Below are 15,537 nucleotides of genomic sequence, written 5' to 3'. Positions count from 1 at the left end.
CCACCGACATGACCGACGACTTCCACGCCTTCCAATTCCATTCGCGCGAGGACTTCCAGATCTGGCTCGCCAGCGATGTCGAAGTGCGCGACGAGCTCTACGCGCTGATGCCGAGCGACCCCGGCCGCGACATGGCGTCGCTCGACGAGGTCGAAGCGTTCCTGCTCGCGCGCTTCCCTGACCCCGACGCAGCCCTCGCGCTGGAGCACCGCGCGGTGCTTGACGCAGTCGCCCGCCACATCGGCCTGGTGATGGTGCTCGCGCTGGGCGAAGCCTCCTGGGACATCGACCTGGATGACCCGGACAACGTCTATTACCGCCTGCCCATCGTGCGCATGGAGGACGGTTCGGAGGAATGTCCGCTGACCATGGCCACCGCCGCGCTGGACCGCCGCCACCCGGGCTACCTGCGCGGCGTGGCCGAGAGCTACGAGTGAGAATGACATGAGCGGCTATACGCGCACGCCAAAACTGGTCAAAGGGGGGCTGGCCCTGCTGGATCCGCTGGCCGGCAACGTGCTGCGTATTGTCACGCTGCAGTACAACCCCGACACCCTCACCCGCACCCTGCAGGTGCGCGGGGTCGGGGCCGACCAGGGCGACCGCAGCGAGGCGCTGCGGCTGAAGGGCCCGGCGGTGGAGACCATCAAGCTGGAGGCCGAGATCGATGCCACCGACGCGCTGGAAACCGGGCGCGGCCCGAGCGTGGTGCTGGGCCTGCATCCGCAACTGGCAGCACTCGAGGCCCTGGTGCAGCCAACGAGTGCCGAGCTGCGCGGCGCCGATGCGGTGGCTTCCACCGGCTCGCTGGAAATCGCGCCGGCAATGGCGCCACTGGCGGTGTTCGTGTTCGGGCCGCAACGCATCGTGCCGGTACGGGTGACCGAGCTGAGCATCGTCGAAGAGGCCTTCGACACCCAGCTCAATCCGATCCGCGCCAAGGTCACGCTCGGCCTGCGTGTGCTCAATGTGGACGATCTCGGTTTCGACAGCCGCGGCGGCGGCCTGTTCATGGGTTACCTGCAGGCGCGCGAACGCCTCGCCGCGCAGGCGGTGCAAGGCGACTTCCGCGCGCTCGGCATTTCCGGCATCCATTGAGGACCTCGTCATGGCCAACTACGACTTCCCCCCGACCAGCCGCTACCACAACGTACCGCTCACCACGCTGACCCTGCCCGACGGCACCGTGGTGCCGTACCTGCAGCGGCGTTTCCTGCCGGCATTGGAGGGCTTCACCGTGCTGCGCGAGCATGCGGTGGTGGAAGGCGAGCGGCCCGACCATATCGCCGCACGCGAGCTGGGCGATCCGGAAGCGTTCTGGCGCCTGTGCGATGCCAACGGCGTGATGCATCCCGATGAACTCACCGACGAGATCGGCGAGCGCGTGCGCATCACCCTGCCCGACGGCGTGCCGCCGCCGGCGCGGGAGTGAGCCATGTTGCAGGGCGTGCACCTCACGCTGATGATCGGGCCGGCCGTGCCGGTGCCGGCGCCGCGCGCCGTGGTGGAGGCGCTGCAGGGCGTGGAAGTGACCAGTGGCCGGGACCGCGCGGGCTTCCAGCTGACCTTCGCGGTCGGCAAGAACTCCAGCCTGCTGACCACGCTGCTGCCAGCCGGCTACTTTGATCCGCTGGTGACGCGGGTCATCGTGATGGTCACGCTGGGCGGCATGCCGCACGTGCTGATGGACGGCATGGTGACGCGCCAGGACCTGGCGCCGAGCAATGACCCCGGCCAGTCCACGCTCACCGTGACCGGCGATGACCTCAGTGCGGCGATGGACCTGATCGAACTGGCGCTGCCCTACCCCAACATGTCCGACACGGTGCAGGCCTACGCGGTGCTGGCCAAGTACGCCTTCCTCGGCGTGGCGCCGATCGTGATCCCCGGCTTCATTCCCACCCAGCCGATCATGACCGAACGCATCGAGTCACAGAACGGCACCGACCTGACCCACCTGCGGCGCATTGCCGACGACAACGGCTTCGTCTTCTACGTCGAACCCGGCCCGTTGCCCGGGCAGAGCATTGCCTACCTGGGCCCGGACATCCGCATTCCGGTGCCGCAGCCCGCGCTCAACGTGAACATGGACGCGCACACCAACGTCGAATCCCTGAGCTTCTCGCTGGACGGCCTGGCCAAGGAGAACATGCTGGTCACCGTCTACGACCCGGCCACCGGCCGCGTCCCGATCCCGCTGCCGATCCCCGCGGTGAGCATCTTCCAGCCGCCGCTCGGCGCGCGCCCGATTGCGCCACTGCGCATGGCGATGTTCCGTGAGGCCGGCGGCGACGACACGATGTCCACCGCCAAGAAGGTGCTTGGCCGCCTTCTCAAGGGTTCGACCAACGCCATCACCGCCACCGGCTCGCTCGATGTGCTGCGTTACGGCCACGTGCTGCGCTCGCGGATGATGGTGGGCGTGCGCGGCGCCAGCATGGCCTACGACGGCCTGTACTACGTCGACAGCGTCACCCACAAACTCAAGCGCGGCGAATACAAGCAGAGCTTCCAGCTCAGCCGCGATGGCCTGATTTCGCTGACCCCGAAGGTGCCGGTATGAGCCAATCGCATCGCAACGGACAGTTCCCCGGCATCTACCGCGGCACCGTCACCACCAATGCCGACCCCTACTTTCGCGGCCGGCTGCTGCTGTCCATCGCCGACGTCGCCTCGTTCGTGCCCACCACCTGGGCCGAACCGTGCGCGCCGCTGTCCGGCCCGCCGGGTCCCGGCATGGGCATCTATGCGGTGCCGCCACCGGGCGCCGGGGTATGGGTGATGTTCGAACAGGGCAACGCCAACAAGCCGGTATGGCTGGGCTGCCGCCTCGACCTGCCCAGCGATGCGCCGGCGATGGCCAAGCTGGGCAATCCGGCCGACCCCAACATCGTCATCCAGACGCTGCTGCAGAACATGGTGATGGTGAGCGACATGCCACCGACGCCGGTCACCGGCGGCATCGTGCTCAAGAGCACCACCGGGGCGATGCTGGTGGTGAACGACAGCGGCATCTACATCGACAACGGCAAGGGCGCGTCGATCTATCTCGTCGGCCCGGCGATCACCTTCAACAAAGTCGCGATGACCATTACCTGAGGAATACCGCCATGCCTGGTTTCCTGCTCCACGCCAACGCCGCCATGACCTGCCAGCACGCCGCCGGCCAGGCGAAGATCGTGCCCGGCCAGGCCCGCGTGCTGGTCAGCGGACAACCGGTGGCGGTCATCCCGCCCGGCCTGCCCATCATTTCGGTGCTGCCCGGCTGCCCCTTCACCGTACCGCCGAGCAAGCCACAGCCCTGCGTGACCGTGCGCTGGTCGATGCCGAGCACGCGGGTGAAGGTGATGGGGCTGCCGGTAATGCTGGCGCCGGCGCCGGGCCCCGGACCGGGCATCTGCCAGAGCGCGGAACAGATTCCGCAGGGCGCGCCGATCGTCGGCGCGATGCAGGCGCGCGTCAGCGCCATGTAGCCGCCAGGAGCATGCAGATGAGCCTCCATCTCGACTTCCCCTTCCACGTCGATGGCCGCGGCCGCAGCGCCGAGATCGACCTTGACGGCTACGTGCGCGACCTGATCGAGCAGTTGGTGTTCACCCAGGCCGGCGAGCGCGTCAACCGCCCCGACTTCGGCAGCGGCCTGCTGCAGCTGGTGTTCGCCGGCAACAGCCCGGAACTTGCGGCGACGGTGCAGTTCACCCTGCAGGCGGCACTGCAACGCTGGCTGCAGGACGTGTTGGAACTGCGCGCCCTGCAGGTCACCGCCGACGACGCCGCGCTGCGCGTGCACGTGGTGTACCGCGTGCTGCGCACGGGCGAGGAAGCCGTCGCCGATTTCGAACACGACCTGTAGGGCCGCGACCAGGAGCCATGCCATGCACCTTTCCTGCCTCAGTGACCCGCGCCGCCAGGCCGTCCGCGCCTTCCAGGGACGGGTTGGACTGGACTTCGTCGAGGTCTCCGACGACCAGCTGACGCTCTTCGTGACCTTCCTCGGCAAGCTGCCGCCGGAGCTGCGCGAGGACGGCCCGGACCTGCCGCGCCACCTGCGCCTGGAGGGCGGTCGCAGCGACCGCCCGCTCACCATCCTCGATGTCGATCCGCACCTCAGCGACGGTCCCGACCGCGACGACTGGCTGATCGTGCGCCTGGACCGGCGTGGCGACCACGGCACGTATCGCCTGCACCTGCAGGACGTGGGCGGGCTCGACCCGATGTATGCCAGCGTGGCGTTCTCGTTCAAGGTCGGCTGCCCCGCCGACCTGGACTGCGCCAGCGCGGCCGCCTGCGTCGAACCGGCGCCGGCCGAACCCGCCCTGCCCTACCTGGTGAAGGACTACGCCAGCTTCAAGCGGCTGATCGAAGACCGCCTGGCGCTGATCTCGCCGGCCTGGCAGCCGCGTTACGTGCCCGACATCGGGGTCACCCTGACCGAACTGCTGGCCTACGCCGGCGACTACCTCAGCTACTACCAGGATGCGGTCGCGACCGAGGCCTACCTGGGCACGGCACGCCAGCGCATCTCGGTGCGCCGGCATGCCCGGCTGGTGGACTATCGCCTGCACGAAGGCTGCAACGCACGCGCCTGGGTGGCGCTGGAAACCGACAGCGACCTGGAGCTGGCCGCCGCCGACCTCGCCTTCCTCAGCGGCATCGCCGGTGACGCACCGCTGCCCACGGTGCTGGACGACGCGCGCATGGCGGGCCTGGTGGAACCGGCGCTGGCCGTGTTCGAGCCGGTTGGTGCTTCAGACGCCCGCATACGCCTGCGCGCCGCGCACAGCCGCATCGGCTTCTACGACTGGGGGCGCGACGACTGTTGCCTGCACCGCGGCGCCACCACGGCGGTGCTGCGCGACACGTGGGCCGCTGCCGAAGGCGACGCACGCGTGCTCGACCTGCGCGTGGGCGACGTGCTCATCCTGCGCGAAGTGGTCGGCGCGCGCAGCGGCCTGGCGACCGACGCCGACCCGCTGCGGGTGTGGCCGGTGCGCCTGGTGAGGGTCACGCCCGACGAAGACAGCCTGTTCCCGACCGGCCCAAACGACCCACGGCCCACGCCACTGCTGCAGATTGACTGGCATGCCGAGGACGCGTTGCCGTTCCCGCTGTGCCTGTCCGCACTCGGGCCGGCGCCGAACTGCTCACGCCTGCGTGATGTGTCCATGGCCTTCGCCAACGTGGTGCTGGTCGATCATGGCCGCAGCACCGGTCCGGAAGAACTTGGCACGGTGCCGGAAAGCGAGGCCTCGCCCGACTGCATCTGCGAAGGCCAGCCGGCCGATGTGGCGGTCAGCGCCACGCGTGTCAGCTGGCGCCTCGCGCAGTCGCCGCTGACCCACCGGCATGCCGCGCCCGCGCCCAGCGCGGCAGCGAGTGCCAGCACCGGGGGCGATCCGCGCGATGCGCTGCCGGCATTGGACGTAAGCGACAGCGACAACGCCCACTGGACGCCGGTGTTCGACCTGCTGGCCAGCCACGGCGATGACCGCCATGTGGTGGCCGAGATCGACAACGACGGCCGCGCCCGCCTGCGCTTCGGCGACGGCAGCCTGGGCCAGTGCCTGCGCGCCGGCCTGGTCATGCAGGCGCGCTATCGGGTCGGCAACGGCAGTGCCGGCAACGTCGGGGCGGGCAGCATCAACCGCCTGTACGTGCGCGGGCAGCACCTGAGCGGCATCGACCTGCGCCTGGGCAACCCGCTACCGGCACGCGGCGGCATCGATCCGGAACCACTGGCGCAGGCACGCCTGCTGGCGCCCTCTGCATTCCGCACCGACCTGCTGCGGGCCATCGTCGCCGATGACTACGCACGCATCGCCGAGCGCGACCGGCGGCTGCAGCGCGCATCGGCCGACCTGGTGTGGACCGGCAGCTGGTACGAGGCCGACGTCGCGCTCGATCCCATCGGCCAGTTGCCGGCGTCGGCAACGTTGACCGGCCAGGTGCAGAGCGCACTGGAGCGCGTGCGCCGCATGGGCCACGACCTGCACGTGAAAACGGCGGTCTACGTGCCGCTGGACCTGGAGCTTGAGGTTTGCGCGCTGCCGGGCCACGAGCGCGGCGCGATCAAGGCCGCGCTGCTCGATCGCTTCAGCGCCGGCTGCCGCCGCGACGGCCAGCCCGGCTACTTCCACCCCGACCGCCTGCAGTTCGGACAGGGGGTGCGGGTCAGCGCGCTGGTAGCCGAAGCAATGTCGGTGCCCGGGGTCGAGTGCGCGCGGGTCACCCGCCTGCAGCGCCTGTACGAACCGCCGAACCGCGAGCTCGACGACGGCGTGCTGACGCTGAGACGCAACGAGATCGCACGCCTGGACGGCGATGCCGCCCAGCCCGAACACGGACGGCTGTCGATCAGTGTGGGAGGTGGACGATGAGCACGCACGATTGCCACTGCGGTGGCGCGGACTGTGGCTGCTGCGGCGGCGTCATCACGATGACGCCGGTGCAGATCTCGCCGCGCCCGGCGTTGCCGGCCCTGCCCTACCGCGTCGGCACCCATGGCAGGTTCCTGGCCAGCATGAAGGCACGGCTGCCCGGCATGGAAGTGGTCGCGCCCGGCGACGACGGGCAGACGATGGTGCCCCACCGGCCGCTGCAGACGCTGACCACCCGCGACCCGGCCGACCCTGCGCTGGCCCTGCTCGATGCCTGGGCCTGCGTGGGTGACGTGTTGACCTTCTACCAGGAGCGCATCGCCAACGAAGGCTACCTGCGCACGGCGGTGCAGCGCCGCTCGCTGGTGGAGCTGGCCCGCCTGGTCGGCTACCAGCCGCGCGCCGGCGTGTCGGCCAGCGTGCACCTGTCCTACAACGTGGATACGCAGCAGGCCGAGCCGGTGGACGTGCCGCCCGGCACGCGCGCGCAGTCGATCCCCGGGCCGGACGAACTGCCGCAGATGTTCGAAACCGACGAGCCACTGCAGGCACGTCGCGAGTGGAACGACCTGGGCATCCGCCGCCAGCGCCCGCAGCGGATCGACGCCGACGCCCTGCCCGCCTTGAACGTGGTGTACGTGGCCGGCGTGGACAGCCAGGCACAGGCCGGCGACCTGCTGCTGTTCGCGTTCGCCGACGAGGCAATGCGCTACCAGGCGCGCCGCGTGCTGGCGGTGGAGATCGATTTCGAGGACCAGCGCACCACCCTGCACCTGCAGCCGCTGGGGCCGCTGGTGCCACAGGCCCTGCCGCTGCTGCAGCAGTTGGTGTTCGACCTGCAGCGCCTGCAGGACAACGGCCACGGCGATGCGCGCGGCCTGCGCAACGTCACCCGGTTGCGCGATGGCCTGTACCTGGGCGTTGAAGCCTGGCCGCTGGCCGAATGGTCCGGGCAGCTGAAGACCGGCGTGGAAGGCAAAGCACTCGACGCGATCTCGGCATTCGGTGATGCATTGAACGCGCTGGAACTGCCGCCCAGCGGAACGGTCGTGTCCACCCCCGACGACGCGGTCGAGGCGCTGCTGATGCCACCGCAGGTCCAGGCCGCCAACCGCCTGCGCCTGCGCCGCGACCTCGGCGCCGCCTTCGCACGCGGTGCCGACCTGCAGCCGCAGTTGATCACCGGCTTCGCGCCGCGCCTGAAGGACGCCTACTACGACGCCTGGCGAGGTTCCAATGCGGGCGCCAAGCCGGTTGCCCTGCAGGCGGTCTATCTGCTCGGCGCCGGCCAGACGTTGTTCGGCGCCACCTCGGCGCACCCGGTGCCGGCGTCCGATTCGGAAGGGCTGCCCGCGCTGGAGAGCTGGCCCGATTGGCGCTATGCCACCGACGAGACCACGAGCAATGCCTTCCTTGCCAGCGCCGATCCGCTGCTGGCCAGCGGCGCGCTGATCCTGGTCTCACGCCCCGGCGAGGACTTCGACGATCCACCCCGGCTGGACGTGCTGCGCGTGGCGCGTACGCGCAACGGCCCGCGCAGCGCCTACGGCCTGTCCGGCGACACCACGCGGATCGACTTCGGCGATGACAAGGGCCCCACCGAGTGGCGCGAGGTCCAGGGCGGCAAGGAATCACGCGCGCGCATCACGGAACTGCGCAGCACCTGGCTGTATCCGCAGCGGCGTCAACTGGTGCTGGCCGAGGCACCGATCCTGGACGAGGTGTTCGGCGACACTCTCGAACTGGCGCCGCTGCACGAGCAGCTGGCCTCGGGCCGCTGGGTGGTGGTGGAAGGCGAGCGCAGCGACATCGCCGGCGTGCGCGGGGTGAACGCGGCCGAGCTGATGATGGTGGCTGGCCTGCGCCACCGCCAGGACCCGAACCTGCCCGGCGACCGCCCGCACACCACCCTGCAGCTTGCCACGCCGCTGGCCTACCGCTACCACCGCGCCGGCCTGCGCATCCGCGGCAACGTGGTCGCCGCCAGCCACGGTGAGACACGGCGCGAGGTACTGGGCAGCAGCGATGCGCGGCTCCCGCTGCAGTCCTTTGACCTGCGCCAGCCGCCGCTGACCTGGCGCCCGGCACCGACCGCGCTGGGCGCCACCAGCACCCTGAAGATCTACGTCAACGATGTGGCCTGGCCCGAGGCGCCGAGCCTGGCGATGCTCGGCCCGGACGACCGCGCCTTCGTCACCAGCACCGACGGCGACGGTGGCACCCGCGTGGTGTTCGGCGATGGCGAGCACGGCCTGCGCCCGCCCAGTGGCTTCGAGAACCTGCGCGCGGAATACCGCAACGGCATCGGCAAGGGCGGCAACGTGCGCCCCGGCCAGGTCGCGTTGATGGTCACCCGTCCGCTCGGGCTCAAGGACGTGGTCAATCCGCTGCGCGCTTCCGGCGGCGCCGACCGCGAGACCGACGCGCTGATCCGCGAGAACGCGCCGCGCTCGATCATCGCGCTCGACCGCCTGGTCTCGGTCTCGGACTATGCCGACTTCACCCGCATGTTCGCCGGCATCGCCAAGGCCGATGCGCGGCGGTTGGCCGACGCGGCGGGTGACTACGTGCAGGTGAGCTACGCCGGCGTCGACGACATGCCGATCGACATCGATTCGGACCTCTACCGCAACCTCGCGCAGGCGCTGCGCACTCTCGGGGACCCCGCGCTGCCGGTACGGCTGGTCTGGCGCGAGCGCATCGCCCTGGTGCTGCAGGCGCGGTTGCGGCTGCTGCCGGCGTACCGCTGGGAAGCGGTGGCCGCCGAGGTGCGCGCACGGCTGCTGGCGCGCTTCGGCTTCGATGCGCGGGCGCTGGCGCAGCCGGCGTTGCTGTGCGAGGTGATCGCCGCCATCCAATCGGTCGCCGGCATCGACTGGGTCGACGTGGACAGCTTCGGCGGCATCACCGATACCGAGATCAATTCAGAAAGCGGACAGCTGCGGCTGGTCAGCCAGGCGCAAATCACCGCGCAGGTACAGCAGATCCTGCATGGCGACGACCCGGGCAAGTCGCTGCAGGCTGGCGCCCCGCTGCAGCGCCCGCCGCCGCGCGTGGAGGCACGCCCGGGCCGCATTGAAAACGGCGTGGCCCGGCCCGCGCAGATCGCCTGCTTCATGGCGTCCGTCGCCGACACCCTCATCCTCAACCCCGACTCGTGAGCGCAGACATGGACCTTCCTTCGCTGCACACGCTTCCCCGCGAAGACCGCCTGTACCGGCTGCTGCCGGCGGTGCACCGCATCCGCGATGCCGAACAGGGCTACCCGCTGCAGGCGTTGCTGCGGGTGATCGCCGAGCAGGTGAACCTGGTCGAGGACGATATCGCGCGGCTGTACGACAACTGGTTCATCGAGACCGCCGAGGACTGGGCCGTGCCCTACCTGGCCGACCTGCTCGGCTATCAACCGGTGGAGGCGCCGCTGGGCGATGGCGCCGGCGCGCAGGCGCTGGAGCGGGTCCGCGTGCCGCGCCGCGAGGTCGCGCATCTGATCGCGCAACGGCGCCGCAAGGGCACCGTCTCGTTGCTCGAAGACCTGGCCTTCGATGTGAGCGGCTGGCCGGCGCGTGCGCAGGAATACTTCCGCCTGCTCGACCGCGCCCAGCATCCCAACCATCTGCATGCCAAGCGCCTGGGCACGGCGGACCTGCGCGACATGCGTGCGCTGGACCGCTGCGATGGCCCGTTCGACACGCTTGCCCACAGCGTCGACCTGCGCCGCATTCCCTCGCGCCACCGCAGCGGCCGCTACAACGTGCCCAGCGTGGGCGTGCATGTCTGGCGCATGCGCAGCTACCCGGTCACGCGCACGCCGGCCTACTGCGTGGAGGAAGCCGGCGCGCACTGCTTCACCTTCAGCGTGCTGGGCCAGGATGCGCCGCTGTACCGCAAGCCGCGGCCGGAGCCCGATGCGTTCCACCAGGCCGACGAACAGAACCTGCCGCTGCCGCTGCGGCGCCGTGATCTGCGCGACCACCTGCAGCAGGACTACGGCGTGGACGCCAGCCTGGCGATCTGGGCAGAGCAATGGGCCGGCCAGGACGGCAGCGCGCCGCTGCCGGTGGAGGCGATCGTGGTGGCGGACCTGAGCGGCTGGCGCTACCGCCCGGCGCGCGGCACGGTCGCGGTTGATCCGCAACGCGGGCGGCTGATGTTCCCGCCCGATCAGGTGCCGAAGAAGGGCGTGCGGGTCAGCTACCACTACGGCTTCGCGGCCGATATGGGCGGCGGCGAGTATGCGCGGCCAGCGCGGCGGCCACCGGAACCCTTCACCTTGTATCGGGTCGGCCAGGGCGGCGCCTCGTCCTTGCCGCGCCTTGGCGATGCCCTGCGTACCTGGGAGCAAGAGGCGCCCGCGCATGCGGTGATCGAGCTGATGCACAGCGGCGTGTGGGTGGAACCGGTGCACGTGCGCCTGCGCCCCGGCCAGTCGCTGGTGCTGCGTTCCGCGGCGGGCGCACGGCCGGTGATCCGCCTGATCGACTGGCAGACCGACCTGCCCGATGCACTGGGCGTGGAACTGGATGCCGGCAGCCGCTTCGCGCTGGAAGGCATCCTGCTGGCCGGGCGGCCGATGCAGGTCAGCACCCCGCACGACCCGCAGGCCCATGCCGAGCAGGCGGCGACCACCCCCAGCTGCGGTACCGAACTGGCGATCCGCCACTGCACGCTGGTGCCGGGCTGGGGGATCGGCTGCGATTGCGAACCCGAGCGCGCCTCCGAACCCAGCCTGGAACTGCTCGGCGTGCAGGCACGCGTTCTGATCGAACACAGCATCGTCGGCTCGATCCAGGTGCGTCAGGATGAGGTGGGCACCGATCCGATCGCGCTCGTCATCCAGGACAGCATCATCGACGCCGCCGGCAGCGGCGATGCGATCGGCGCACTGGATGCAGCAGTCGCGCATGTCCGATTGACCCTGCGCGACAGCACGGTGCTGGGCCAGGTCGAGGTGCATGCGGTCGATGTGGTCGAGAACAGCGTGTTCGACGCCTGCCTCAACGTGGCGCGGCGGCAGATCGGCTGCGTGCGCTACAGCCACGTCCCCTGCCACTGCCGCTCGCCGCGGCGCTACCGCTGCCAGCCCGACGAGGTGACGGCGGCGGTGCGCGCGCGCCAGTTGCCGGCGGCGGCCGAGCAGACCCTGATCGCCGCCGAACGCCAGCGCGTACGCCCGCGCTTCCAGTCGCGCCGCTATGGCCTGCCCGGCTACGCGCGGCTGACGCCGGACACCGCCCTGGAGATCCGTCGCGGTGCCGACGACGGCTCGGAAATGGGCGCCTACCACGATCTCTACGAACCCCAGCGCGAGGCCAACCTGCGCGCGCGCCTGGACCAACACGCACCGGCCGGCATGACCGTCGGGCTCCTGTTCGCGGACTGAACTACACAAGGACCTCCCCATGAAAGGCGATTTCTCGCGGGTCAGCTTCGATCCCCGCCATCACTTCAGCCAGGTGCTGCTGCAGCAGGGTCGCGTCACCCTGGATGCCGATCCGAACGAACAGGGCGCCATCCTGCTGCACTACCTGCGCACGATGGCGCTGGACCTCTTCGGCCCGTACGCCGCGCCCGCCGGCCATCCGGGTTTCGGCCTGGCGCTGGATGACGACCACGGCCTGGCATTGCAGATCAGTGCCGGCCGCTACTACGTGCAGGGCGTGCTGTGCGAAAGCGACGGCTGCAACTACCTGGACCAGCCGCACTACACCCCGGCCGACGGCAAGGACGGGCCGATCGACGCGCTGCGCCGCTGGCTCGGCAGCGCCAGCCGCGACGCGTCACGGTTCTGGGTGTATCTCCGGGTGTGGGAGCGCCACGTCACCAGCCTCGAGATGCCGCACCTGCGCGAAGTCGCGCTCGGCGGCCCGGACACCTGCAGCCGCGCGCAGGTGGTGTGGCAGGTGCGCGCGCTCGACCTGGCCGAGGTGGACAAGCGCCTGCAGGGACGTATCGAGGGGTTGAAGAAGCGCATCGAGCAGACTGAAGACGAGGCGGAGCGGACGCAGCTGCAGGCACAGCTGGAAACACTCCAGGCGGAGCGCGACCTGCTGCGCGAGAGCCCGGAGCAGGCCTGCGCGGTGCCGCTGCACCTGTTCGAGCGCGATCCCCGGGCGACGCTGACACTGCGGCTGCAACCGCCCGAGCGCCTGGACGACCCCTGCGTGACCGATCCCGATGTCGCCTACCGCGGCACCGAGAATCACCTTTACCGTGTGGAGATCCATCGCGGCAGCGACAGCGGGGCGCCGACCTTCAAATGGTCGCGCGACAACGGCAGCGTGGTGACGCGCTGGGTGTCCGGCGGCGGCAAGCGCCTGCGCGTGGCCAGCACGCGCGGCTTCGCCGACGCACAGTGGGTAGAACTGAGCGACGAGGACGATGACCTGCAGGGGCGGCCGGGCACGCTCTGCCGCCTGGGCAGCGTCGATGGCGACGAACTGGTGCTGGCGAGCGATGCACCCCGGCAGGCGAACGCGACCAGCAAGGTGCGGCGCTGGGACCAGCAGGCCCGCGGCGACGTCAGCCTCGACGATGGGGCGGTGCCGCTACGGCCGTCGTCCGGACTGGAAGACGACTGGATCGACCTGGAGGACGGTGTGCAGGTGCGCTTCGACCCGGATGCCGAGTACCTCAGCGGCGACTATTGGGTTACCGCGGTGCGAACCACCGGGGATACCGGCTGGCCGGTCGATGGCGATGGCGAACCCCTGGCGGAATCACCGCACGGCGTCACCTATTACCATGCACCGCTCGGTTTCGTCGGCCTGTCGGTGAACGGCGCGCCGGGCGTGCTGGCGCCGTGCACCTGCCTGGTCTACCCGGCCAGCACCTGTGAGCCGCGCGCCGGGCTGGTCAGCACCCCGAAGACCCCACGCAAGCGGAAAGACGGTTGAGCAGGTGAGCGTCCCGCTGCTCCTCGCGGCGGGCCGCGCCCGTTTCAGTGGGTTGTCGACGCCAGCGCTGCGTCGATCTGGCCCAGCACCGCTGCCTTGCCGGCATCGGCAGGCATGGCCCGCACCAGGTTGCGCAGCAACTGCAGGTCCTGGCGCCAGCCCAGACGGTCACTGATCTTGTGCAGGGCCTTGGCTTTGCGGGCGACGCCGCTGTGCGCCTGCCCGTGGAGCGCACCCAGTTCGTGAGCGGCATCGAGCTGCATCCGCAGCCGTCGCACGCGCCGGCGCCAGCGATGCACGGCCTCGGCGTCACCGTCGCGGGCAGCACGGGCGCCGGCCTTCTTCACCCGCCGCTCGCTGCGTGCCAGGGCGGCTCGAATGCCTGAGCGTCGCACGCATTCCCAGGGCTGTGCCTCCAGATGCAGGGACACCGCCTCCACCACCTTCCGCCTGCGACGGAAGCCCGAATCATTGGCCAGCTCGCGCCGCAGGATGCGGTCGCGGCGCGTCACCAGAGAGGCCACAATGGCAGCCCACCCCGGGCCAGGCTGGAGTGCCCGCAGCCGATGGGCGGTCTCGACGGTGACATGGGCGTCGCGCAGGTCCGACAGCCCCTTCCCCAGCCGTCGCAACGCAAGGTCGTCGCGCTCCAGGCTGAGGGCATCCTCATTCAACAGCGCCAGCACGGCACGCATCCGGCGGATGGCTTTGCGCGCGGCATGGATGGCGGCGTTCTGGTCGCCCGTGGCGGATAACGCCGCCAGGATCGCCTGACCCTCCTGGATGAGCAGGTCTCTGGCCGCATACCCTGCCCCCTCTGCCGCCATCGCACACCCCAGGTCCGGACGCTGGGCTGATTGTAGCGCCCCGCCCGGCGGCCATAGAAAGGTGGGGCCAAGGGCCAATATCCCGAGCCGCCCGGCCTCACTACCCTCAGGGCGTCGACCCGCCCGTTGCCACATGAGAACAGGAGCGCCCGTCCCGTGAACGCTGCGGATTTCGAGCCGCTGATTGCCGGCCTGTGCTTCGGATATCCGTACGTGCTGGCGTGGTACTGGATGGTAGGCGGCGTGCTGTTCCACCTGCTTCGCGAGGCACACGAGCCGCCCTACGATCAGCCGCCGCCGCTGGATGAGCCGCCTCCCATCTCGGTGCTGGTGCCCTGCCACAACGAAATCAGGCAGATCGAAGAGACGCTGCGTGCGCTGGATCGGGTGAACTACCCGGCGTTCGAGATCGTCGCCATTGATGATGGATCCAGCGACGGTACCGCCTATCTTCTGGATCACCTTGCCGATAGGTATCCCCGGCTACGTGTACTGCATCTCACCCACAACCGGGGCAAGTCCACGGCGTTGAACGTGGGCGCGTTGGCTGCGCTGCACGAGATCGTGGTCTGTATCGATGGCGACACCCTGGTCGATCCTGCCGCGCTGACCTGGTTCGCACGCCGCTTCCAGAACGATCCGAAGCTGGGTGGGCTGACCGGCAATCCGCGTATCCGCAACAGGTCCAGCATCGTCGGCCGCCTCCAGGTGGGCGAATTCTCCAGCATCGTGGGGCTGATCAAGCGCGCGCAGAACGTCTACGGCGCACTGTTCACCGTTTCCGGCGCGATCTGCGCCTTCCGCAAGCGGGCGCTGCAGGATGCGGGGTGGTGGTCGCCCAACACGATTACCGATGACGTGGACGTCAGCTGGCGCCTGCAGATGGCGGGCTGGCGGCTGGCGTTCGAACCCAAGGCGCTGGCCTGGATACTGACGCCCGAGACCATCGGCGGGCTCTGGCGTCAGCGCCTGCGCTGGAGCGAGGGCGGGAGCGAGGTGGCGATGCGCGTGTTCCCCGCTCTCTTCCGCGCAAACGGAATGCGCATGTGGCCGCTCTGGCTCAACTGGCTGGTCTCGATCGTATGGGGATATTCGATTCTTGCAATGATGCTGATCTGGGCCTTCAACGGCCTGCAGATTGGTCACCTCATGCACCTTGAGGGATTCGGATTCGTGCCCGGCCAGGCCGGCATGCTGCTTGCCGCGCACTACTTCATGCAGGCCGTGGTGGCCGCGGCGCTCGACCGAAAGTATGAGCGGGGCGTGGTCGGAGCGCTGTTCTGGGTGGTCTGGTATCCGCTGGTGTTCTGGACACTGCAGGCGGCAACGGCGGTCGTGGGCTTTCCGCGTGCCCTTGCCGGCCGGCGCCGGCACGGGCGTTGGACCAGCCCCGACCGCGGGTTCCGACCATGAAATGGCCACCGTTGCTTGGCACCG

Annotated in this window: 13 protein-coding genes; 12 read left to right on the top strand and 1 reads right to left on the bottom strand. The window is 69.9% G+C overall.

Annotated elements, in window-relative coordinates:
• Positions 1-8: 8 nt before the first annotated feature.
• The 11 genes from ACOZHM_RS00390 to ACOZHM_RS00340 are packed head-to-tail and all read left to right on the top strand — an operon-like array spanning position 9 to position 13,273.
• Positions 9-437: a hypothetical protein gene (locus ACOZHM_RS00390; RefSeq protein ID WP_421566977.1), complete on the top strand. Its 429-nt coding sequence runs from the start codon at positions 9-11 to the stop codon at positions 435-437.
• A 7-nt stretch (positions 438-444) separates the two neighbouring features.
• Positions 445-1,098, top strand: coding sequence for a hypothetical protein (locus ACOZHM_RS00385; protein WP_421566975.1), 654 nt, complete (start codon positions 445-447; stop codon positions 1,096-1,098).
• A gap of 10 nt (positions 1,099-1,108) precedes the next feature.
• Entirely contained in the window at positions 1,109-1,432 is a 324-nt protein-coding gene (locus ACOZHM_RS00380; RefSeq protein WP_421566973.1) for a LysM domain-containing protein, read from the top strand.
• 3 nt (positions 1,433-1,435) lie between these two features.
• Positions 1,436-2,563 (top strand): hypothetical protein, encoded by a 1,128-nt coding sequence (locus tag ACOZHM_RS00375; protein WP_421566971.1) that lies wholly within the window; start codon positions 1,436-1,438, stop codon positions 2,561-2,563.
• On the top strand, positions 2,560-3,099 hold the full coding sequence (locus tag ACOZHM_RS00370) for a phage baseplate assembly protein V (RefSeq protein ID WP_421566969.1): 540 nt from the start codon (positions 2,560-2,562) through the stop codon (positions 3,097-3,099). Before ACOZHM_RS00375 ends, ACOZHM_RS00370 begins: the two co-directional genes overlap by 4 nt.
• Before the next feature lie 11 nt (positions 3,100-3,110).
• Positions 3,111-3,473 (top strand): hypothetical protein, encoded by a 363-nt coding sequence (locus ACOZHM_RS00365; protein ID WP_421566967.1) that lies wholly within the window; start codon positions 3,111-3,113, stop codon positions 3,471-3,473.
• A 17-nt stretch (positions 3,474-3,490) separates the two neighbouring features.
• The gene (locus tag ACOZHM_RS00360; RefSeq protein WP_421566965.1) at positions 3,491-3,853 is read left to right on the top strand and encodes a GPW/gp25 family protein; all 363 of its coding nucleotides are present in this window, start codon (positions 3,491-3,493) and stop codon (positions 3,851-3,853) included.
• 22 nt (positions 3,854-3,875) lie between these two features.
• Positions 3,876-6,377 (top strand): putative baseplate assembly protein, encoded by a 2,502-nt coding sequence (locus ACOZHM_RS00355; RefSeq protein ID WP_421566963.1) that lies wholly within the window; start codon positions 3,876-3,878, stop codon positions 6,375-6,377.
• A complete protein-coding gene (locus ACOZHM_RS00350) occupies positions 6,374-9,538 on the top strand; it encodes a putative baseplate assembly protein (RefSeq protein WP_421566961.1) in 3,165 nt (1,054 codons plus the stop codon). The genes ACOZHM_RS00355 and ACOZHM_RS00350 overlap by 4 nt, the downstream gene beginning before the upstream one ends.
• Before the next feature lie 8 nt (positions 9,539-9,546).
• Complete coding sequence (locus ACOZHM_RS00345) at positions 9,547-11,760, top strand: hypothetical protein (RefSeq protein ID WP_421566959.1); 2,214 nt, start codon at positions 9,547-9,549, stop codon at positions 11,758-11,760.
• 19 nt (positions 11,761-11,779) lie between these two features.
• Entirely contained in the window at positions 11,780-13,273 is a 1,494-nt protein-coding gene (locus tag ACOZHM_RS00340) for a DUF6519 domain-containing protein (protein WP_421566957.1), read from the top strand.
• Between the two features lie 44 nt (positions 13,274-13,317).
• On the opposite strand, the gene ACOZHM_RS00335 is transcribed toward ACOZHM_RS00340, so the two are convergent.
• Positions 13,318-14,100, bottom strand: a complete 783-nt coding sequence (locus tag ACOZHM_RS00335) for a CHAD domain-containing protein (protein ID WP_421566955.1) — start codon at positions 14,098-14,100, stop codon at positions 13,318-13,320.
• Positions 14,101-14,256: 156 nt separating this feature from the next.
• Here ACOZHM_RS00335 and pgaC point away from each other — a divergent pair, with 156 nt between their 5' ends.
• Positions 14,257-15,513, top strand: a complete 1,257-nt coding sequence (gene pgaC / locus ACOZHM_RS00330) for a poly-beta-1,6-N-acetyl-D-glucosamine synthase (protein ID WP_421566953.1) — start codon at positions 14,257-14,259, stop codon at positions 15,511-15,513.
• Positions 15,514-15,537 lie beyond the last annotated feature (24 nt).

Origin of the sequence: Stenotrophomonas sp. PD6 (genome assembly GCF_049199305.1) — a bacterium.
Classification (GTDB): domain Bacteria; phylum Pseudomonadota; class Gammaproteobacteria; order Xanthomonadales; family Xanthomonadaceae; genus Stenotrophomonas.
Note: the sequence above shows the minus strand (reverse complement) of the source record. Positions and strands in the feature narration are given on the sequence as shown.